At 58.2% G+C, this 21387-nt stretch carries 20 protein-coding genes and 1 pseudogene; 15 read left to right on the forward strand and 6 right to left on the reverse strand.

The genetic code is table 11. From position 1 onward, the window contains the following. The first annotated feature begins 3 nt into the window (after positions 1 to 3). The 3 genes from AB2B48_RS17345 (at position 4) to AB2B48_RS17355 (ending at position 2335) form a co-directional block, all read left to right on the forward strand. Positions 4 to 975, forward strand: coding sequence for a spore coat U domain-containing protein (locus tag AB2B48_RS17345; RefSeq protein WP_368299702.1), 972 nt, complete (start codon positions 4 to 6; stop codon positions 973 to 975). 56 nt (positions 976 to 1031) lie between these two features. Continuing rightward, positions 1032 to 1952 carry a LysR substrate-binding domain-containing protein gene (locus tag AB2B48_RS17350; RefSeq protein ID WP_368299703.1) on the forward strand — a complete coding sequence of 307 codons (921 nt, stop codon included), beginning with the start codon at positions 1032 to 1034 and terminating at the stop codon, positions 1950 to 1952. Positions 1953 to 2053: 101 nt separating this feature from the next. Further along, the gene (locus AB2B48_RS17355) at positions 2054 to 2335 is read left to right on the forward strand and encodes a hypothetical protein (RefSeq protein ID WP_368299704.1); all 282 of its coding nucleotides are present in this window, start codon (positions 2054 to 2056) and stop codon (positions 2333 to 2335) included. A gap of 105 nt (positions 2336 to 2440) precedes the next feature. Here AB2B48_RS17355 and AB2B48_RS17360 read toward each other — a convergent pair whose 3' ends face one another. The 3 genes from AB2B48_RS17360 to AB2B48_RS17370 all read right to left on the reverse strand — a co-directional run bounded on the left by AB2B48_RS17360 (position 2441) and on the right by AB2B48_RS17370 (position 4420). Next, on the reverse strand, positions 2441 to 3541 hold the full coding sequence (locus AB2B48_RS17360) for an alkene reductase (protein ID WP_368299705.1): 1101 nt from the start codon (positions 3539 to 3541) through the stop codon (positions 2441 to 2443). Between the two features lie 15 nt (positions 3542 to 3556). Further along, positions 3557 to 3769 (reverse strand): DUF1471 domain-containing protein, encoded by a 213-nt coding sequence (locus AB2B48_RS17365; RefSeq protein ID WP_185667522.1) that lies wholly within the window; start codon positions 3767 to 3769, stop codon positions 3557 to 3559. Positions 3770 to 3898: 129 nt separating this feature from the next. Continuing rightward, positions 3899 to 4420: a protein disulfide oxidoreductase gene (locus AB2B48_RS17370; protein ID WP_368299706.1), complete on the reverse strand. Its 522-nt coding sequence runs from the start codon at positions 4418 to 4420 to the stop codon at positions 3899 to 3901. A gap of 222 nt (positions 4421 to 4642) precedes the next feature. Between AB2B48_RS17370 and AB2B48_RS17375 the strand changes: the two genes are divergently transcribed. Beyond that, complete coding sequence (locus AB2B48_RS17375) at positions 4643 to 6040, forward strand: glycoside hydrolase family 1 protein (RefSeq protein WP_368299707.1); 1398 nt, start codon at positions 4643 to 4645, stop codon at positions 6038 to 6040. Between the two features lie 47 nt (positions 6041 to 6087). On the opposite strand, the gene AB2B48_RS17380 is transcribed toward AB2B48_RS17375, so the two are convergent. Beyond that, positions 6088 to 6738 (reverse strand): TetR/AcrR family transcriptional regulator, encoded by a 651-nt coding sequence (locus AB2B48_RS17380; protein WP_368299708.1) that lies wholly within the window; start codon positions 6736 to 6738, stop codon positions 6088 to 6090. 79 nt (positions 6739 to 6817) lie between these two features. Between AB2B48_RS17380 and AB2B48_RS17385 the strand changes: the two genes are divergently transcribed. Continuing rightward, positions 6818 to 8332 carry an MDR family MFS transporter gene (locus AB2B48_RS17385; protein WP_368301976.1) on the forward strand — a complete coding sequence of 505 codons (1515 nt, stop codon included), beginning with the start codon at positions 6818 to 6820 and terminating at the stop codon, positions 8330 to 8332. On the opposite strand, the gene AB2B48_RS17390 is transcribed toward AB2B48_RS17385, so the two are convergent. Continuing rightward, positions 8265 to 8468, reverse strand: coding sequence for a hypothetical protein (locus AB2B48_RS17390; protein ID WP_368299709.1), 204 nt, complete (start codon positions 8466 to 8468; stop codon positions 8265 to 8267). The two genes, AB2B48_RS17385 and AB2B48_RS17390, sit on opposite strands and share 68 nt — an antisense overlap. A 193-nt stretch (positions 8469 to 8661) precedes the next feature. On the opposite strand from AB2B48_RS17390, the gene AB2B48_RS17395 reads away from it, so the two are divergent. The 8 genes from AB2B48_RS17395 (at position 8662) to AB2B48_RS17430 (ending at position 19813) form a co-directional block, all read left to right on the forward strand. Then, on the forward strand, positions 8662 to 9231 hold the full coding sequence (locus tag AB2B48_RS17395) for a TetR/AcrR family transcriptional regulator (RefSeq protein WP_185668098.1): 570 nt from the start codon (positions 8662 to 8664) through the stop codon (positions 9229 to 9231). 136 nt (positions 9232 to 9367) lie between these two features. Next, the gene (locus AB2B48_RS17400) at positions 9368 to 10489 is read left to right on the forward strand and encodes an efflux RND transporter periplasmic adaptor subunit (RefSeq protein ID WP_333011094.1); all 1122 of its coding nucleotides are present in this window, start codon (positions 9368 to 9370) and stop codon (positions 10487 to 10489) included. Next, positions 10489 to 13596: an efflux RND transporter permease subunit gene (locus tag AB2B48_RS17405; protein WP_368299710.1), complete on the forward strand. Its 3108-nt coding sequence runs from the start codon at positions 10489 to 10491 to the stop codon at positions 13594 to 13596. Before AB2B48_RS17400 ends, AB2B48_RS17405 begins: the two co-directional genes overlap by 1 nt. A gap of 3 nt (positions 13597 to 13599) precedes the next feature. Beyond that, positions 13600 to 14964 (forward strand): efflux transporter outer membrane subunit, encoded by a 1365-nt coding sequence (locus AB2B48_RS17410; RefSeq protein ID WP_368299711.1) that lies wholly within the window; start codon positions 13600 to 13602, stop codon positions 14962 to 14964. A 154-nt stretch (positions 14965 to 15118) separates the two neighbouring features. Beyond that, positions 15119 to 16282: a multidrug effflux MFS transporter gene (locus AB2B48_RS17415; protein ID WP_368299712.1), complete on the forward strand. Its 1164-nt coding sequence runs from the start codon at positions 15119 to 15121 to the stop codon at positions 16280 to 16282. A gap of 161 nt (positions 16283 to 16443) precedes the next feature. Continuing rightward, entirely contained in the window at positions 16444 to 17343 is a 900-nt protein-coding gene (murQ, locus tag AB2B48_RS17420; protein WP_368299713.1) for an N-acetylmuramic acid 6-phosphate etherase, read from the forward strand. Between the two features lie 24 nt (positions 17344 to 17367). Further along, entirely contained in the window at positions 17368 to 18819 is a 1452-nt protein-coding gene (gene murP / locus AB2B48_RS17425) for a PTS N-acetylmuramic acid transporter subunit IIBC (RefSeq protein WP_368299714.1), read from the forward strand. A 91-nt stretch (positions 18820 to 18910) separates the two neighbouring features. After that, positions 18911 to 19813, forward strand: a complete 903-nt coding sequence (locus AB2B48_RS17430; RefSeq protein WP_185668105.1) for an EamA family transporter — start codon at positions 18911 to 18913, stop codon at positions 19811 to 19813. Positions 19814 to 19852: 39 nt separating this feature from the next. On the opposite strand, the pseudogene AB2B48_RS17435 reads toward AB2B48_RS17430, so the two are convergent. Then, positions 19853 to 20053: pseudogene (locus AB2B48_RS17435) on the reverse strand (hypothetical protein); the annotation flags it as partial. A 42-nt stretch (positions 20054 to 20095) separates the two neighbouring features. On the opposite strand from AB2B48_RS17435, the gene AB2B48_RS17440 reads away from it, so the two are divergent. Both AB2B48_RS17440 and AB2B48_RS17445 read left to right on the forward strand, forming a co-directional pair. Continuing rightward, positions 20096 to 20389 carry a YicS family protein gene (locus AB2B48_RS17440; RefSeq protein ID WP_368299715.1) on the forward strand — a complete coding sequence of 98 codons (294 nt, stop codon included), beginning with the start codon at positions 20096 to 20098 and terminating at the stop codon, positions 20387 to 20389. A 635-nt stretch (positions 20390 to 21024) separates the two neighbouring features. After that, a complete protein-coding gene (locus AB2B48_RS17445) occupies positions 21025 to 21327 on the forward strand; it encodes a PTS lactose/cellobiose transporter subunit IIA (RefSeq protein ID WP_185668108.1) in 303 nt (100 codons plus the stop codon). Positions 21328 to 21387: the final 60 nt, after the last annotated feature.

The raw sequence follows: 21387 nt of genomic DNA on the forward strand, positions 1-21387 counted from the left end.
ATCATGTGGTTAAGAGTGATGATTTTACTGGTAGGGCTGTGCTTTTTCCCGCTCAAAAGCTTTGCGGTGAGTTGTTCCGTTTCCACCACCCCCAATGTCACCTTCACCAGCGCCGTGTCCCCATTCGACAACACAAATGACACGCTTGCCAGTGTAAACGTTAACTACACCTGCACGGGGGCTGTGCTCTCGCTACTGGGCGCCACCATCTGTTTCAACTTTGGCCCATCGGCAAACGGGGCATATCTTCCCCGGCAGATGACCTCAGGCACGGCAAAACTTAGCTATCAACTCTATCAGGACAGCGGGCATACCATCGTATTAGGCAATGTGGACAGCAACGCAAGCTTTAGTCCCAAGAGGGTTGCCTGGCGTATGCTTACTACCAATGATTTAACCGGCTCCTTTACCGTCTATGCCGTCATACCTAAAGGGCAAAGTACGGCAGTCCCAGGAAACTATACGGACAACTTTCCTACCATGAACGCCTCGATTACCTCAATCATTAATCCGCTCAATCTGGGCTCAGCTTGTGGCAGCACTATCGTCGGTTACTTTGCTTTTGGCGTCACCGCTACCGTCAGCAAACAGTGCAGGATCTCCAACCCCACCCTCCTTTCTCTGGGTCCCGTTGACTCTACTCAAACCAATATTACCGGCAAGAGCAACTTCACCATGACTTGTACCAACGGTACGCTCTACACCATCGGGCTCGCGCCTTCAAACGGCAGCACCACGGGCAATGGCGTGATGAAAAGCACCGGAACCGGAACCACCAATACCGATCTCGTTCCCTATCAGTTGAAATCAGGGCCAGGCCTCTCCGGCGCAACATGGGGCAATAGCGCCCCCAATCTAGTAGCCAGTACCGGGAGCGGGGCGGATGTGGTCTGGACAGCCTATGCTGTGGTGCCCAGCGCTAACTACAAACCAGACACCTACGCCGATACCGTCACCATCAACGTGACCTACTAAAGAAAATCTTCCTCGTTCGCGTATACTGAAGCCATCATCCCCCAAGAGGAATCCGTATGCGCTCACTAAACCGCCTCAAATGGCTGCACGCCTTTGAAGCCACCGCTCGCCACGGCAGTTTTACCGGCGCGGCGCAGGAGCTGGGCGTGACGCCCGCCGCCGTGGGGCAACTGGTCAGGGCGCTGGAAGATTGGGTCGGGCACCCGCTGCTGCACCGCGCTCGCACCGGTAAAGAGCGGTTGACGCTAGTGAGTGAAGCGCAGGAAGCCTTGCAGGACATCACCCAAGGGCTGGATAAGCTCGAGTCCGGGCTGAACAAGCTGCGCGGCCGCCGGGCGCGTTCGGTGGTGGTAGTAACCGCCTCGCAGGTGCTGATGATGAACTGGCTGATGGAGCGCCTGAACCGCTTCTCTGAAGCGCATGATGCGATCGACCTACGCCTGAACGTTACTGAAAAGCTGATGGATGTCTCCCACGGCGAGGCCGACGTCGGCATCCGCTGTGGGCAGGGCGATTGGCCGGGTGTGGATAAAACCTGGCTGATGGATGAAGAAGCGGTACTGGTCTGTAGCCCGCGTCTGGTGCCGCCGGAGAAAACCGCCTGCGCGGACTGGCTCTCGCAGCAAAAGCTGATTCACGACGATACCCCTCACCCCGGCGCTAATTTTCCCGACTGGGACGAGGTGCTCAGCGCACTGAACGCGCCAGCGGCCAAAGAGAGTGGGCTGCATATCAACTCCACCTCGGCGGTGATCCTCGCGGCTTTAAGCGGGCGCGGTGTGGCGATTGTGCGCCATGCACTGGTGAAAGCATTGATCGGCAGCGGGCAGCTCACACAACTGCATCCGGATCAGCGCTGGCCGCTGACCTGGTCCTATTACATAGTGACCCCGCAGCATGCAGTAATGTGCCCGGAAGTGAAAATCTTCCACGACTGGTTGATTACCGACATTGCTGCCGAAAATGGTGCCGCGTAGAAAAACTATCCTACCCCACAAGAAGATCTGATTTGTGGCAGCGGCCATGACTTCTGATAATTCAGGCAACCCAACTGCCACTATGAATACAGGAGAACATCATGGCCTGGTTGCAAATCACCCTCGATATCAGCCCCGAAAACCGTCCCGCCGCTGCGGGCGTTTATCAGCAGTACAAAGCGCCATTCCTCAATACCATCGCCGGAGCAACGGCCAAAGAGCTGCTGATCCGCGAAGAAGACGTGCAGGTATTGCACGGTTTTAACACCCGCGAGCAGGCGCAGGCCTACCTCAGCAGCGACCTGTTCACTCAGGACGTGGTCGACGCGCTGAAGCCGTATCTGAACGGTGCGCCGGATGTGCGTATCTACGATGTAGCTTAAGGGAATTTCCCCTCACCCCGGCCCTCTCCCCAAAGGGGCGAGGGAGAAAACCGTCGGTCCCCTCTCCCCCGTGGGGAGAGGGTTAGGGTGAGGGGTCAGCACCCATCACTCCGCCGTCGGATAATCCAGATACCCTGCCTTCCCACCACCGAAGAACTGCTCCTTCACCGGCGCATTCAGCGGTAAATCATGCTCCAGACGATGCGGCAGATCCGGGTTAGCGATAAACGGACGACCAAAGCCAATCAGATCCGCCCAGCCTTTTGCCAGCGCCTCTTCGGCACGGGCTTTGGTGTATTTACCGGAGTAAATCAGCGTGCCGTGGAAGATAATCCGCAGCGCTTCTTTAAATGCGGCGGGCATCACCGGCGCATCGTCCCAGTCGGCTTCGGCGATATGAATATAGGCAATGCCCATCTCACTTAGCACGCTGGCTGCCGCCAGATAGGTCGCTTCCGGCGTATCATCGCGCGAGCCCATCAGCGTGGTCAGCGGCGCGAGACGAATGCCCACGCGCTCTTTGCCAATCGCTTCAGAGACTGCGGCCACCACCTCTTTCATAAAGCGCAGACGGTTTTGCAGCGAGCCGCCGTATTCGTCGTCGCGCAAGTTGGCCTGCGAATCAATAAACTGGTTAATCAGGTAGCCGTTCGCCCCGTGCAGTTCAATGCCGTCAAAACCAGCGGCAATGGCGTTACGCGCCGCCTGAGCATAGTCGTTGACGATAGCCGGGATCTCATCGGTACGCAGTGCGCGCGGCATATCATGCTGCACCATCGCGCCGACGCCGCTTTCCGGGCCACGGCCTTCCACATCGACAAACACCTTCACGCCTTCGGCCTGAATCGCAGAAGAGGAGACCGGCTGCGCGCCGTTCGGCTGCAGAACATTGTGGGAAACGCGGCCGACGTGCCACAGCTGGGCAAAGATTTTGCCGCCCGCCTGATGCACGGCGGTGGTCACTTTTTTCCAGCCTGCAATCTGTGCTTCAGAGTACATACCCGGCGTCCAGGCATAGCCCTGACCCTGCTGGCTGATTTGCGTGCCTTCGCTGATGATAAGCCCGGCGCTGGCGCGCTGCGCGTAGTAGTCGGCCATCATATCGGTCGCCACGTCACCGGCACCAGCGCGAGAGCGGGTCATCGGCGGCATCACGATACGGTTAGCCAGCGGTAGGTCGTTCAGATAATATTGATTGAATAACATGCTGTTTTCCTCCGCTTATTTGTACAGTTCAGCGCTCATGGTCACGGTGTTGCCCATGCGTGCGCTGGTGATTTTGTAGTCGGAGGCGTTCATCTCTTTCGCTTTCTGCGCGATAGCCGCTTCAGCGGAGTCCAGCGTAGAGGCGGTCGCCGTGACGCTTTGCGCAGAGGCGCTAAAGGCAGCAACACAGAGAAGGGAAGCAGCAAAAATCGTGGTAAGGGTTTTCATGGTCGTATCCTGTTCGGTAAGGGACGTTACGCTCGGTAACGTGATGCGAAGAAGGATACGACCGTGGACTGATTACATAAATGGTATAAATCGCAATAGACTATTATCAATATCGCAATAGTTGAAAGGCTACAGACCCGCCCACCACAGGCGCATTTTCATGCCCCAGTAGCTCGTCCAGCCGGTCGTGACGCTGACCGGCTGACCTTTGTCGATAACCACCAGCGTCGGCGTCACCTCGACCTGCCAGCGCTGGGCCAGCTCACCGCGCGCGTCGTTCACCACTGGCATGGTCAGCTGTTTTTTCTGCATCCACGTCGCCAGCCGCGCATCGTCGCCGGAACGCAGGGCAATGCTCACCACGTTGCCGCCCTGCTCCTTCAGTTTCTCAACCGACGGCGAGGTAAAGCGGCAGATGCTGCACCAGGTCGCCCAGACATAAACCAGCAGCGGGCGGGCCTCGCTCATCGCGGCGAAATCCAGCTGCTGGCCGTCTATTGTCTGCATGGTCGTGCCGGAGAAGGTGTCGGGCAACGTCGGGCTGCGGAAGCGGTCAACGCCCCACATCAGCACCGCCGCCAACAGTAATAGCACTATCATTTCGCGTAGCCAGCGGTATACGCGGCGACGCTGGAAAAATTTGCTCATCATGACCTCGTCATAGTACGAGGCGTATCTTAGCGAGCTGGCTCAAACGGTGCTGTAAAGAAGTGTCTTGCGCCTGCGTCTATGCCGGAAGCAAGGCGCGAAAACAGTGATCAAACGCGCGGAAAACGAAGCGGCAACCAGCGAAGATGGCTCCCCCGGTCTATTTGCCAACGATGGCGATAACGTCATTTGCTGCCCCAGCGCCGCTTTTTTTCAGGAGATTCAATGACCACTTACGCGTTTCCGAACCACTTCTTCTGGGGCGCTGCTGCCTCTGGCCCACAAACCGAAGGCGCCGAGGGCAAGCCCCATCGCTCCATCTGGGACAGCTGGCACGCCGCGCAGCCGGAACGCTTTTTCCAGGGAATAGGGCCCGAGACGGTCTGTAACACGCTGCATCGCTACAAAGAGGACGTGGCGCTGATGAAGCACATCGGCTTCAACTCATTCCGCACCTCAATTCAGTGGTCACGACTGATCGACGATCTGGAAACCGGTGAACCGAACGCCGACGCCGTCCGTTTCTACAACGACTATTTCGACGAAATGATCGCCAACGGCATCGAACCGATGGTCAACCTCTACCATTTTGATATGCCGGAAGCGCTGCAAAACCGCTACGGCGGCTTCGAGTCAAAGCACGTCACCGACCTGTTCGCCCGCTTTGCCGCCACCGCATTCCGCCTGTTTGGCCATAAAATCAAATACTGGATTACCTTCAACGAACCGATTGTGCCGGTTGAAGGCGGTTACCTGTACGATTTCCACTACCCGTGCAAAAAAGACGGCAAACTGGCCGCGCAGGTGGCGTTTAATATCATGCTGGCCCACGCCAAAGCGGTCGAGTGCTACCGCCAACAGCAGCTGCCGGGCGAGATTGGCGTGGTGTTAAACCTGACGCCGTCCTATACCCGCAACGACTCGCCGGAAGATAAAAAAGCAGCGTGGTATGCCGACCTGTTATTTAACCGCAGCTTCCTCGACCCGCTGGTGAAGCACCAGTTCCCGAAAGAGCTGTGCGAGCTGCTGGCGCTGCATAACTGCCTGCCGGAAACCACCAAGCAGGAAGTGTCGCTGATAACCGATTCAAGAATCGATTTTCTTGGCGTGAACTACTACGTGCCGCGTCGCGTGCAGGCGCGTGAGACCCCGTACACCCTCGATTATTTCTCACCAGAGTACTACTTCGAAAACTACGTCGACCCGAACGGTCGCTTTAACCCATACCGCGATAACAACGAAATTCATCCGCAGGCTATTTACGATATTGCCGCCAATATTCGCGACAATTACGGCAATATTAAGTGGTATCTCGCCGAAATTGGCATCGCCATGGATTTGCAATCCGAAGGCCCGGTACAGGCAGATGGGGTGATTGAAGATGGTTTCCGCATTGGCCTGATGGAAGAACATCTGGTGCAGCTACACCGCGCCATCGCCGACGGTGCGAACTGCTTCGGCGTGCATCAGTGGACGTTTATCGACAACTGGTCGTGGCTCAACTCGTTCAAGCGCCGCTACGGTTTTTATCGTCTCGATCTCGAGACCGGCGAGCGGCAGATTAAGCGCAACGGACTGTGGTTTAAGGCGTTAGCGGAGAGTAACCAGTTTAGCGTGGAGTAACCTTCCCCCGGCGTCGCGTTGCTCGGCCGGGCTACGCGACGTCGGGCCTACGCCGGGCCAATCCCCTGTTGGATCACCGCCAATACGTTATTGGTGATGATCTCCGGCGTCAGCATCGCCAGCCGCTCGTCGTTACGCATGCGGGAAAACGGCACCAGTACCAGGCTTAACAGCGTGGTAAACAGCAGCTCGGCGCTCAGGTGCGGGTTGATTTTCCCCTTGGCCTGCCAGCGTTTCACCATTGCCAGGGTAGCGTGATATTTATCGTCGCCAAAGCGGGCGTGCAGATGCTGACGCAGCACCGGCATTTCGCCAATCACCTCCTGCATCCACAGCGGCGCAAACCACTCGTGCTCGGCGGCAATCGTCGACAGGGTTTTCACCATCGCCGTCAGCGCGTTTACCGGCTCATCAGGATAGTCACCAAACACGCCGCTTATCTGCGCGCGCAGCGGCAGAAAACGCTCTTCAATCATCACATCGAGCAACTGCTCGCGCGAGTTGAAGTAGTAGTGCAGCATCGCTGGCGTCACCCCCGCTTCACGGGCGATGGCGTTCAACGATGTGCGTGCAATCCCCTGCTGGGAGAAGAGCCGCAGGGCGATGTCGATCAGCTGTTCACGCTTAGCCGCATCGGGCTTGCTGCCGCGCGGGCGACCAGGCTTACGCGGTTTGAGATGGTCTTTTTGTGCTGGCATAGAAACGGGATCTCTTGACCTCTGAATGATCTTCAATAAATATTAATTATGCATTTAATTAATTTCAAGTGAGAACATGATGGCATCCGAAACGACGACGAACGCCCAGCCGCCCCAACAGGCGGGTGTCACCTCAGTCCGTCTGCTGTTCAGCGCACTCCTGCTGGTGATGCTGCTCTCCGCGCTCGACCAGACAATAGTCTCCACCGCGCTGCCGACCATTGTCGGCGAGCTGGGCGGCCTCGACAAGCTTTCCTGGGTGGTGACGGCCTATATCCTCACCTCCACCATCGTGGTGCCGCTGTACGGTAAGTTCGGCGATCTGTTTGGCCGCAAGCGGGTGCTGCAAATCTCGATTCTGCTGTTCCTCGCCGGGTCGGCGCTGTGCGGGCTGGCGCAGAACATGACGCAGCTGGTGCTGATGCGCGCCCTTCAGGGGCTCGGCGGCGGCGGTTTGATGGTCATCAGCATGGCGGCGGTAGCCGACGTGATCCCGCCTGCCGAACGCGGGCGCTATCAGGGGCTGTTCGGCGGCGTGTTTGGCCTGGCGACGGTGATCGGCCCGCTGATCGGCGGCTTTATTGTGCAGCACGCCTCCTGGCGCTGGATTTTCTACATCAACCTGCCGCTGGGGCTGTTCGCGCTGTTTGTGATCGGCGCGGTATTCCACTCCAGCAACACACGCCGCCAGCACCAGATTGACTGGCTGGGGGCGATTTACCTGACCATGGCGCTGGTGTGCATCATCCTGTTCACCACCGAAGGCGGCACGGTGCGCGAGTGGAGCGACCCGCAGCTGTGGTGCATTCTGGCCTTTGGCCTGATTGGTATCGCCGGGTTTATCTACGAAGAGCGGCTGGCGTTTGAGCCGATTATTCCGCTCTCGCTGTTCCGCAACCGCAGCTTCCTGTTGTGCAGCCTGATTGGTTTTATCATCGGCATGTCGCTGTTCGGCTCGGTGACCTTCCTGCCGCTGTATCTACAGGTGGTGAAAAACGCCACACCGACGGAAGCCGGGCTGCAGTTGATTCCGCTGATGGGCGGGCTGTTGCTGACCTCGATTATCAGCGGGCGCGCCATTAGCCGTACCGGGAAATACCGGATTTACCCCATCGTCGGGACGCTGATGGGCTTTGTCGGGATGGTGCTGCTGACGCGCATTACCATTACCTCGCCAACCTGGCAGCTGTATCTGTTTACCGGCGTGCTGGGGATGGGGCTAGGGATGGTGATGCAGGTGCTGGTGCTGGCGGTGCAAAACACCGTGGCGGCGAACCTTTACGGCGTGGCGACCTCCGGGGTGACGCTGTTCCGCTCCATTGGCGGTTCCATCGGCGTGGCGCTGTTTGGCGCGGTGTTTACCTCAGTGCTGCAATCACGACTCACCAGCCTGTTACCGGAAGGGGCGGCGATGCCAAAAGGGATGAACCCGGTGGCGATTCACCAGCTTCCTGAGGCGATTCGCAGCGACTATCTCAGCGCCTTTGGTTCGGCGATTCACGCGGCGTTTATTATGGCGGCCTGCATTATGGTGGTGGCGTTCCTGCTGTCGTGGTGGTTGAAAGAAGCGCCGCTGAAAACCCGGCACGCGTAAGCCGTGCCGGATGGCGGCTACGCACCGTTTCGCACACCCACAGGTAGTCGATACTGAGCCAGTCGCCCTTGCGTTGACCAATCAGTAATTCGTCTTTATCTTCCTGCGTAATAATTTCTTTAATAACAAAAGGCATATTTTCTCCATTATTTTTATTGGCCGTCCTCAGTAATTTCACAAAAAATTCTTTCTTTCTCCATTATTTTCTGCACAAAGAAAAAAATAAAAAATCAGTATCAGAAAATGCTTTTCATCACGCTTTCGCTACGTATAATGAACACGAAATGAGAACGATCGTTCTCATCGTTTCAAAACGGTGGAGACTCGCAATGAGCAGCAAACTGGAGGCCCGGCAAAAAGCCCGGCAGGACGACATCATTACCGCCGCGCGGCGCTGTTTCCGCCAGAGCGGTTTTCATGCCGCCAGCATGTCCCAGATTGCCGCCGAGGCGAAGCTCAGCGTCGGGCAAATCTACCGTTATTTCAGCAACAAAGACGCCATTATCGAAGAGATGATCCGCCGGATTATCGACCATCGCATCGCCGAGATGGAGGGCAAAACCCAAACCCATCTGATGCCGCACATGCTGGCGTGGCGCGAAACGCTGAGCGAAGACGACGATGCGCTGATGCTGGAGATGTCCGCCGAAGCCACCCGCAATCCACAGGTCGCCGCCTGGCTGAAAGCCGCCGATGAACGCATGTTTAACAACGCCTGCGAGCACCTGCGTCAAACGTATCCTGAGCTGAGTGAAACGCGCATTCGCTGCTGCGTAGAAGTGATGGCCGTGATGGTTGAAGGCACCATTTATCGTCGTCAGGTTCCCCAACAGGTGGCCTCTGACGAGATGGAAAAAATCTATCAGGAAATTATTAATATGCTCGTATCCGCAAAATAATTAATTCCATTTAGATACCAGGGGATATTTTTATCCCCCTTTTGTCGTTTCCAGCCCACCGGAGACGCAGGCTTTTTCGCACCCAAAATCCTCCCCCCTATTCGGCGAGGAGGGTGTCGTTCACCCTGAGAAAAATATGAAATACATAACAACCACCATCGCTGCATTATTTCTCCTGAGCGGATGCGATAATGCCCCCACCGCCTCACCGGAGCGTCCCGCTCAGGAAGTCGGTATTGTCACATTAAAAAGCCAACCCGTTTCCGTGGTCAGCGACCTGACCGGGCGCACCACCGCCGCACTGAGCGCCGAGGTACGTCCACAGGTCTCCGGCATCATCCAGAAACGGCTTTTTAATGAAGGCGATAACGTCAAAGCGGGCCAACCGCTGTACCAGATTGACCCGGCCAGTTTCCGCGCCACCTATAACGAAGCCGCCGCCGCGCTGAAGCAGGCGCAGGCGCTGGTCGTCGCCGATTGCCAAAAGGCGCAGCGTTACGCGCTGTTAGTGAAAGATAACGGCGTTTCGCGTCAGGATGCCGACGATGCGCAGTCCACCTGTGCACAGGACAAAGCCAGCGTCGAGTCGAAAAAAGCCGCGTTAGACAGCGCGCGTATTAACCTCGACTGGACCACCGTCACCGCGCCCATCGCCGGGCGCATCGGCATCTCTTCCGTCACGCCGGGGGCGCTGGTCACCGCCGAGCAGACCACTACGCTTGCCACCATTCGCGGCCTCGACACCATCTACGTTGACCTCACCCGCTCCAGCGTCGACCTGCTGCGTCTGCGCAAGCAATCCCTGGCGACCAACAGCGATACCCTTAGCGTCACGCTAACCCTGGAAGACGGCAGCACCTACAGCGAAAAAGGCCGCCTGGCGCTCACCGAAGTGGCGGTGGACGAGTCCACCGGCTCGGTCACCCTGCGTGCCGTATTCCCCAACCCGCACCAGCAGTTGCTTCCCGGCATGTTCGTCCGCGCCCGCATTGATGAAGGGGTGATGAGCGAGGCGATTCTTGCCCCGCAGCAGGGCATTACCCGCGACGTGAAGGGCAACGCCACCGCGTTAGTGGTTGATGCCAATAACAAGGTTGAGCAGCGCACGCTGGAAACCGACGGCACCTACGGCGATAAATGGTTAGTACAAAGCGGCCTGAAAAACGGCGACCAGCTGATTGTGGAAGGCACCGATAAAGTGACGGTCGGGCAGACGGTCAAACCCGTCGCCGTGCAGCGTAACGGAGGCAAAGCCTGATGTTCTCTCGCTTCTTCGTGCGTCGCCCGGTCTTTGCCTGGGTTATCGCTATTCTGATCATGCTCGCCGGGATGCTGGCAATCCAGACGCTGCCGGTGGCGCAGTACCCGGACGTGGCGCCGCCAACCATCCAGATTTCCGCCTCCTACACCGGGGCCTCCGCCGACACGCTGGAAAACAGCGTCACCCAGGTGATTGAGCAGCAGCTTACCGGCCTCGATAACCTGCTCTACTTCTCCTCCACCAGCAGCTCCGACGGCACGGTGAGTATCAACGTGACCTTCGAGCAAGGTACCGACCCGGATACCGCGCAGGTTCAGGTGCAGAACAAAGTGCAGCAGGCGGAATCCCGTCTGCCGAGCGAGGTTCAGCAGGCGGGCGTCACGGTGGTGAAATCCCAGAGCAGCTTCCTGCTGATCATGGCGGTTTACGACACCACCGACAAAGCCACCAGCTCGGACATTGCCGACTGGTTGGTCAGCAACATGCAGGACCCGATGGCGCGTATTGAAGGCGTCGGCAGCCTGCAGGTGTTCGGCGCGGAATACGCCATGCGCATCTGGATGGACCCGGCAAAACTGGCCTCCTATTCGCTGATGCCGTCCGACGTGGAAACGGCAATTGAAGCGCAGAACGTGCAGGTTTCTGCCGGTAAAATCGGCGCGCTGCCGTCACCAGCTACCCAGCAGCTTACCGCCACCGTGCGCGCGCAGTCGCGCCTGCAAACGGTCGAGCAGTTCAAAGATATTATTGTTAAAAGCCAATCCAACGGTTCGGTGGTGCGCATTGGCGACGTGGCACGCGTCGAGATGGGCAGCGAAGACTACACCGCTACCGCCAAACTCAACGGCCACCCGGCCGCCGGGGTGGCGGTGATGCTGGCGCCGGGTGCCAACGCGCTCGATACCGCTACCCGCGTGAAGGACAAAATCGCCGAGTTCCAGCGCAATATGCCGCAGGGTTACGACGTTGCCTTCCCGAAAGACAGCACCGAATTCATCAAGATCTCCGTCGAAGACGTGGTGAAAACGCTGTTTGAGGCCATCGCTCTGGTGGTCTGCGTGATGTACCTGTTCCTGCAAAACATCCGCGCGACGCTGATCCCGGCGCTGGCGGTGCCGGTAGTGCTGCTCGGCACCTTCGGCGTGCTGGCGCTGTTTGGCTACTCCATCAACACCCTGACGCTGTTTGCGATGGTGCTGGCGATAGGCCTGTTGGTGGATGATGCCATCGTGGTGGTGGAAAACGTCGAGCGTATTATGCGCGACGAAGGGCTGCCCGCCCGCGAAGCCACCGAAAAATCGATGGGCGAGATCTCCGGCGCGCTGATTGCCATCGCGCTGGTACTGTCGGCGGTATTCCTGCCAATGGCCTTCTTCGGCGGCTCCACCGGGGTGATATACCGTCAGTTCTCGGTCACCATTATCTCCGCCATGATGCTGTCGGTGGTGGTCGCCTTGACCCTGACACCGGCGCTGTGCGGCTCTATTCTTCGCCACACGCCACCGCATAAAAAGGGCTTCTTCGGCAAATTTAACCGCTTCTACAGCGCCACCGAACACGGCTACAAACATCGCGTCATGAACGTCCTGCGCCGCTCCGGCACGGTGATGGTGGTGTATCTCGCCATCTGCGGCGGCATGGCGCTGGCGATGTGGAAACTGCCGGGCAGCTTCCTGCCGGTAGAAGATCAGGGCGATGTGATGGTGCAGTACACCCTGCCCGCAGGCGCCACGGCTTCCCGTACCGCCGAAGTGCGCCAGCAGGTGATCGACTGGTTCCTGACCAAAGAGAAAGCCAACACCAACGTCATTTTCACCGTCGATGGCTTCAGCTTTAGCGGCAGCGGGCAGAACGCCGGGATGGCCTTCGTGGCGCTGAAAAACTGGTCGCTGCGTCCGGGCGAAGAGAACAGCGCGCAGGCCATTGCGCTACGCGCCACCAAAGAGCTCAGCAGCATTCGCGACGCCACGCTGTTCGCCATGACCCCGCCTGCCGTTGACGGCCTGGGGCAGAGCAACGGTTTCACCTTTGAGCTGATGGCCAACGGCGCGACCGACCGCAATACGCTGCTAAAAATGCGTAATCAGCTGATTCAGGCCGCCAACCAGGACCCATCGCTGCACGCCGTACGCGCCAACGATTTGCCGCAGATGCCGCAGCTTCAGGTGGATATCGACAACAACAAAGCCGTCTCGCTGGGCCTGTCGCTGAGCGACGTGACCTCGACGCTTTCCAGCGCCTGGGGTGGCACCTACGTAAACGACTTTATCGACCGTGGGCGCGTGAAAAAGGTCTATATCCAGGGCGATAGCGACGCCCGCGGCGTGCCATCGGATCTCGGCAAATGGTTCGTGCGCGGCAGCGATGACAGCATGACCCCATTCTCCGCCTTCGCCACCACCCGCTGGGAGTACGGCCCGGAAAGTCTGGTGCGCTACAACGGCTCCGCAGCCTATGAAATTCAGGGCGAGAACGCCGACGGCTTTAGCTCCGGCGTGGCGATGGCGAAGATGGAAGCGCTGGCCAACAGCCTGCCCGCTGGTACTACCTGGGCATGGAGCGGCCTGTCGCTGCAGGAAAAACTGGCGAGCGGTCAGGCGATGAGCCTGTACGCCATCTCGATTCTGGTGGTGTTCCTCTGTCTGGCTGCACTCTATGAGAGCTGGTCGGTGCCGTTCTCGGTCATCATGGTTATCCCGTTGGGCCTGCTTGGCGCGGCGCTGGCGGCGTGGATGCGCGGGCTCAGCAACGACGTTTACTTCCAGGTGGCGCTGCTGACCACCATTGGGCTGTCGTCGAAAAACGCCATTCTGATCGTCGAATTCGCCGAGGCCTCCGTGGCCCAGGGCTACTCGCTGACCCGCGCGGCCATGCGGGCGGCACAAACCCGTCTGCGCCCAATCATCATGACCTCGCTGGCGTTTATCGCCGGGGTGATGCCGCTGGCGGTCGCCACCGGGGCAGGCGCTAACAGCCGTGTCGCCATCGGTACCGGGATTATCGGCGGTACGCTGACGGCTACCCTGCTGGCGATTTTCTTTGTTCCTCTGTTCTTTGTGCTGGTGAAACGTCTGTTTGCCGGCAAACGCGGTCGTCAGGAGTAAGCTATGTTTCGTTTGTCTTTGTTATTTATTGCGTTCCTGAGCGTCGGCTGCGTGTCGATGGACCCTAACTACCAGCGCCCGGACGCCCCCATCCCGGCAAGCCTGCCGGGCAACCACGGCGAAGCCACCGCGGTTGTCGGTAACTGGCAGCAGGTGGTGAACGATGTGCGTCTGCAAAAGCTGGTGAGCCAGGCACTCAGCAGCAACCGCGATGTGCAAAAAGCCATTGCCGATATTGACGCCGCTCGCGCGCAATACGGCGAAACCCGTGCGTCGCTGATGCCGACCGTCAACGCTGAACTCAGCAACACCCGCAGCCGCACGCTGGCGAGCGGGGTGAGCACCACCGCGCAGGCCGACGGCGCAGTCTCCAGCTTCGAGCTGGATCTGTTTGGCCGTAACCAGAGCCTGTCCCGCGCGGCGCGCGAAACCTGGCTTGCCAGCGAGTACACCGCGCAGAACACCCGACTGACGATGATTGCCGAACTGACCAGCGCGTGGGTAACGCTGGCAGCGGACAACAGCAATCTGGCGTTGGCGCAGCAAACCATGGCAAGCGCCGCGGATTCGCTGAAAATCGTCCAGCGCCAGCAGCAGGTTGGCACCGCAGCGGCCACCGACGTCAGCGAAGCAATGAGCGTCTATCAGCAGGCACGCGCCAGCGTCGCCAGCTATCAGACGCTGGTGATGCAGGATAAAAACGCCATTAACCTGCTGGCAGGCACCACCGTGCCGGACGCCCTGCTCCCCGGTACGCTGGAGAGCCTGGCCGCCAACACCATCTCGCTGGTCCCGGCGGGCGTCTCGTCGTCGGTGCTGCTAACGCGCCCGGATATTCAGGAAGCGGAGCACAATCTGAAGAGCGCCAACGCCAATATCGGCGCGGCGCGCGCCAACTTCTTCCCGACCATTTCACTCACCGCCAGCGCCGGGGTGGGCAGCGATGCGCTATCTTCACTGTTTAGCCACGGTATGAGCGTCTGGTCGTTTGCGCCGTCCATTTCACTACCGCTGTTTACCGGCGGCAGCAATCTGGCGCAACTGCGCTACGCCGAGGCGGAGAAGAAGGGGCTGATTGCCACCTACGAAAAGACGATTCAGAGCGCGTTTAAAGACGTGGCAGATGCGCTGGCGCGGCGCCAGACGCTGAGCGAGCAGTTGGACGCTCAGCGCCAGTACGTGGCGGCGGAACAGCAGACGCTGGACGTGGCGATGAAGCGCTATCAGGCGGGGGTTGGGGATTACCTGACCGCGCTGACCGCGCAGCGTACGTTATGGTCGGCGCAACAGACGCTGATTGCGTTGCAGGAGACGGATCTGGCAAACCGGATCACGCTGTGGCAGTCGCTGGGGGGCGGAGCGAGTTGATGTGCTGGTGCGGGGGTTTCCCCCTCACCCTAACCCTCTCCCCGAAGGGGCGAGGGGATCTTTTTCTCCCTCTCCCTTCCAGGGAGAGGGCCGGGGTGAGGGTGCAACGAGCACCATCCCCTCCATTGATTATGAAGAATAAAAAGGAGCTTTCATGCCGCGTATTTCCCTTTCCTGGGTCGTGGTGCTGGGCCTGCTTTGCGCCATCGGCCCACTGTGTACCGACTTTTACCTGCCGGCATTGCCGGAAATCACCGACCAGCTGAGCGCCACCGGCACCCAGACCCAACTGTCCCTCACCGCCGCACTCATCGGCCTCGGTCTCGGGCAGCTGTTTTTCGGCCCGCTCAGCGACCGCATCGGCCGCCGCAAGCCGCTGGCTATCTCCCTGCTGCTGTTTATCTTCTCATCAGCGATGTGCGCCATCACCCACGATATCCATATGCTAATCGTCTGGCGCTTCGTGCAGGGCTTTGCGGGCGCAGGCGGCTCCGTGCTGTCACGATCTATCGCCCGTGACCGTTACCAGGGCACGCAACTGACGCAGTTTTTCGCCCTGCTGATGACCGTCAACGGCATCGCCCCAGTACTTTCACCGGTGCTGGGCGGCTATATCATCACCGCCTTCGACTGGCGCATTCTGTTCTGGACGATGGCGGGGATCGGCGCGGTGCTGCTGGCTTTAAGCCTCGTCGTGCTGCACGAAACGCTACCAGCCAAAAGCGCCAGCACCGCGCAGCAGAGGGAAGGCACACCGGTGCTGAAAAACCGCCGCTTTATGCGCTACTGCCTGATTCAGGCCTTTATGATGGCCGGGCTGTTCTCTTACATCGGTTCGTCGTCGTTTGTCATCCAAAGCGAATACGGCATGAGCGCCATGCAGTTCAGCCTGCTGTTTGGCCTGAACGGTATCGGGCTGATTATCGCCGCGCTGATTTTCTCCCGCCTGGCCCGCCGCATCCCTGCAGAAACCCTGCTGCGCCGCGGCCTGCTGCTGGCGGTATTCTGCGCGCTGGTGACTCTGCTGCTCGCCTGGCAGCAGCACGCCGTGCTGGCGTTGGTCGGCTTGTTCTTCACCGTGTCGTTTATGAGCGGCATCAGCACCGTCTCCGGGGCCGAAGCCATGAATGCGGTGGATAGCGCGCAGTCGGGCACCGCCTCCGCGCTGATGGGTACGCTGATGTTCGTCTGCGGCGGCATCGCCGCACCGCTTGCGGGCCTTGGCGGCGAAACGATGCTTAAGATGAGTCTCGCCATGGCCATTTCCTACGGTCTGGCGCTGTTCTTCGGCCTGCTGAAGCCTCGCGTAGCGCAATAATCCCTTTCGCGGTAATAAAATATTCCAATACTATTACCGCGAATTTCCTGACCTCATCGAAATCACCGCGTATCCCCAACGTGCCAATCGTGATACCCTTCACATGATTGGAATAATTAATTCCTTATACTGACTGCCACTGAGAATGATGAGGTTTCCTGATGAGTATCGACCTGAGCAAACTGCTGACCGAACGCCGCAACACCAACAGCGCTAACATTGACACCCTCTCCACCGAAGCGATGTTGACGGTGATTAACAACGAAGATCAGCTGGTTGCCCATGCGATCACCCCCTACATTCCGCAAATTGCTCAACTTGTTGATAGCGTAGCCGACGCGTTCCGCCACGGCGGCCGCCTGATTTATATCGGCGCAGGCACCTCCGGGCGTTTAGGCATTCTCGACGCCAGCGAATGTCCGCCCACCTTCGGCACTCGTCCAGAGCAGGTCGTCGGCCTGATTGCCGGTGGCCATACCGCTATCCTGAAAGCCGTCGAAAACGTGGAAGATAACGCGGCGCGCGGCGCAGAAGATTTACAGGCGCTGGGCTTTAACGAACGCGATGTGCTGGTCGGCATTGCCGCCAGCGGCCGCACCCCGTACGTGCTCGGCGCAATGGAATATGCCCACCAGCAGAACGCACTGGTCGCCATCGTCAGCTGCAACCCGCACGGCGAAATGGCGCAGCGCGCTGACATCGCCATCACCCCGGTCGTTGGCCCGGAAGTGGTGACCGGGTCTACTCGTCTGAAGGCCGGGACCGCGCAAAAGCTGGTGCTGAATATGATTACCACCGGTGCGATGATCCGCAGCGGCAAGGTCTACAGCAACCTGATGGTGGATGTGGAAGCGACAAACGCCAAGCTTATCGAGCGTCAGATTTCCATCGTGATGGAGGCCACCGAATGCGACCGCGCCACCGCGCAGGCAGCGCTGGACGCCTGCGGCCGCCACTGTAAAACCGCCATCGTCATGGTGCTGGCAAACCTGAGCGCCGACGAGGCAAAACAGCTGCTGGCGGACAACAACGGCTTTATCCGTAAAGCGTTAAAAAACTAATTCGACTGACTGGGATACCGTGGAATGGCCAAAATAAATAAAGCGATGATAGCTCGCCTCCTCGACCTGGTTGGCGGCGCACCGAACGTCGTGCAGGCCGGGAACTGCATGACCCGCCTGCGCTTAACCCTGCGCAGCGACGTGCACGCCGACGTAGCGGCCATCCGCCAGGTGGAAGGCGTGCTGGGCGTGGTGGTCAGCGAGGAGCAGTTCCAGATAATCCTCGGCCCGGGCAAAGCGCAGACTGCCGCGGAGCTGATGAACGAACTGCTGGAAAATGAACCCGTTACCCACGGAGATCCTGCCAGCGGTGGGTCACTGGCCGATATCGCCAGCGCCAAAAAGCAGGAGCTGAAGGGTAAACAGACCGGCGGCGTGCAGAAGTTTCTGGCGAAGTTTGCCACCATTTTTACCCCGCTGATTCCGGGCTTTATCGCCGTCGGGCTGCTGCTGGGTTTTGCCACGCTCGCCGAGCAACTCTTTGTGCTGGAGAACGCGCACCCCAACGCCACGCTGGTTGGCATCATCAGCTACATGAAAATCTTCAGCAAAGGGATGTTTACCTTCCTGAGTATTTTGATTGGCTATAACGCGCAGAAAGCCTTTGGCGGCTCTGGCGTCAACGGTGCCATCATCGCCGCGCTGTTTATCCTCGGCTATGACCCGAAAGCCACCGTCGGCTTCTACTCCGGCATCACCGACTTCTTCGGCCACGGTATCGACCCGCGCGGTAATATTATCGGCGTGCTGATCGCCTCGATTATTGGCGCCTGGGTGGAAAAACAGGTGCGCCGCATCATGCCGGCTAACCTGGATATGATCCTCACCTCGGCGGTGACGCTGCTGATTATGGGCGCGGTCACCTTCGTGGTGATTATGCCTATCGGCGGCTACCTGTTTACCGGGATGTCCTGGCTGTTCCTGCACCTCAACGGTAACCCGTTCGGTTCTGCGGTGCTGGCCGGTCTGTTCCTGCTGGCGGTGATGTTCGGCGTGCATCAGGGCTTTGTGCCGGTCTATTTTGCGCTGATGGAAGCGCAGGGCTTTAACTCGCTGTTCACCATTCTGGCGATGGCCGGTGCAGGCCAGGTCGGCGCGGCACTGGCGCTCTACGTCCGTGCAAAGCAGGACTCATTGCTGCGTACGCAGATTAAAGGGGCGATCATTCCCGGCCTGCTCGGCGTAGGCGAGCCGCTGATTTACGGCGTTACGCTGCCGCGTATGAAGCCGTTTGTCACCGCCTGTCTCGGCGGTGCCTGCGGGGGCTTCTTTATCGGCCTGGTGGCTTGGTTGGGGCTTCCAGTCGGCCTCAACACCGTCTTTGGCCCGTCCGGCCTGGTGGCGCTGCCGCTGATGACTTCCCATAGCGGCATCTACGCCGGGATGGCGGTCTACGCCGCGGGCCTGCTCGTAGCCTACTTCTTCGGCTTCCTGCTCACCTGGCTGTTTGGCAGTAAAAACGTCGATCTCAGCTAACCCTTTTGCCCCCGGCGCACCGCTGGGGGCAAGCCTCTGCCCATGCTATGATGCCCGCCAGAATAAAATCATATGACAGGGTTGAGGAAAAATGGGTGCCACCAGAAAAGGGATGCTGAACGTCTTAGTTGCAGCGATATTGTGGGGAAGTTCAGGCGTTTGTGCGCAGTACATCATGGAACATAGCCAGATGCCGTCGCCGTTTCTGACGATGATTCGCCTGCTCTCCGGTGGCTTTATCCTGCTGACGTTCTCTTTCCTGCACGGCGATGGCATTTTCCGCATCCTGAAAGAGCGTAAAGACATTCTCAGCCTGCTGCTGTTCTCTCTTGTCGGCGCAATGACCGTTCAGCTCACCTTCCTGCTGGCGATTGAAAAATCCAACGCCGCCACCGCAACGATTCTCCAGTTCCTGTCGCCGACCATTATCGTCGCCTGGTTCGCCATCGTGCGCAAAGCGCGCCCAGGGCGCTTCGTCTTTGCCGCCATTGCGACCTCGCTTATCGGCACCTTCTTGCTGGTCACCCACGGCGACCCAACGTCGCTGTCGATTTCCGGCGCGGCGCTGTTCTGGGGGATCGCCTCGGCCTTCGCCGCCGCGTTCTACACCACCTATCCTTCCACGCTGATCGCCCGCTACGGCACGCTGCCGATCGTCGGCTGGAGCATGCTGCTCGGCGGCGCGATGCTGCTGCCGTTCTACGCGGGAGATGGCGCAAACGTGGTGATTACCGGCAACCTGCTGCTGGCTTTCTTCTACCTGGTGGTGATTGGCACCTCCCTCACCTTCAGCCTGTACCTTAAAGGCGCGCAGATGATCGGCGGCCCGAAAGCCAGCATCCTCAGCTGCGCCGAGCCGCTCAGCAGCGCGTTACTGTCGCTGCTGCTGTTAGGTATCAGTTTCACCCTGCCAGACTGGCTGGGCACGCTGCTGATCCTCTCCTCGGTGGTGCTGATTTCCCTGGACTCACGCCGCAGAACGAAAACGGCGTAGCAGTGTGCTGCCCGATAGCGCGAGCTATCGGGTCAGATTTTAGTGGCACAGCGATGCAATTTCGTCAGCCGAAAGCCCTGTTATCATTTCAACCAGAGCGCGATCTATTCCGTTTTCATGAAAGCGCACCGCATCTCCCGACCGCAGTAAATAATTAAACAGCGCTTCCATCTGGCTGTCATTAGCACACCCCGTAACCAGCAACAGGGCCAGCCCCAGAAGGTCGCGCTGGCGGATATGCGTCTATAGTTAACTAAGCGCATGAACATAAGGATATTCGCAATGAAAAAAGTCAGTATTGTTGTTTCGCTCGCCGCCTCCCTGCTGCTGCCCGCCGTGGCACTGGCCTCACCGCTGGAAGGGCTAAAGTTTGAGCAGCAAAAACAGCAGGTGGTGAAGGACGTGAAACAGAACTGCCCTGCCAGCAGTGGGCTGAGCGATACGCAGTTTGCCAACCGCGTGCTGGAGTCAAAAGACAACAAAACGGCGGTGCAGAGCGCCACGCGGGCATTGGATAAGAACGATCGTCCTGCCTATGAGAAGGCGATTAACAGCATTCAGTGCCCGACCCAATAGCATTAAGTCAGCGTCGGCCGGATAAGGCGAAGCCGCTATCCGGCAACGTGCCTCACCACGCCTGATGGCGCTACGCTTATCAGGCCTACCTCCCGCCCCTCTGACATGACTTGTCCAATTGATGCGCATTTCTCTCACCCCCAAACGACAATTTTCTGTGAGCCAGGACGAAATAATTAGTCTCATAAGCATGAGAAATTGATGGATGTCACACTTCTTGATTTTATGAATAGAAACCGGTTTCAGTTTCATATCAAATCACAATCGCAATAACTTTTTACATTTAGAGGATAGGCATCAATGCACAAAATTATGCTCTGCCGCTGATTTATTCAGCGCGCGAAAAAGATGTTTAAATGAACTCTCGTTATCACTCGTGGTTTCGCGAACCATTATTTATGGACGCTAAACACGGTGGTCATGCGCGTTATTTATATGCTGACCTCTGCGGCCATGTATTGACTATTGCTGTACCCCGAAAGTCGTTCATTAATGAAAAACAAAGTGCAGGCGTTAAAATCAACTGCGCCATAACCTGGAACCGTTAGTTAAGTCAGATAAATTTAACAGTAAGCATTGATATATTATTTCCGACCTCTTTTTATCATAACTTTAAATAGTTAGAGGATATTATTATGGTTAGGTTAGAGGACGCGGTAATGGAAATAATCATTAACGCGGGCCAGTCCAGATCGCTGTGCTTTGAGGCGCTACACGCCGCACGACAGGGTGAAATGGAGGAAGCCAGAAATCTCCTGCGGGAAGCCGATGGCTATGCCCGTCAGGCGCACCATATGCAAACCCGGCTTATTGAGCAGGATGCAGGTGACGCGCGTCAGCCCATGACCCTAATTATGGTACACGCGCAGGATCATTTGATGAATTCGTTACTTGCTCGTGAACTTTCGGAAGAAATCATTCATCTTTACCAACGTTAATATTAAATTTCATTTAACTTCGGAGACATTAATTACGCTAACGATTTAACGGTACCCTAC

This window comes from Kluyvera sichuanensis (assembly GCF_040930405.1).
GTDB classification, from domain to species: domain Bacteria; phylum Pseudomonadota; class Gammaproteobacteria; order Enterobacterales; family Enterobacteriaceae; genus Kluyvera; species Kluyvera sichuanensis.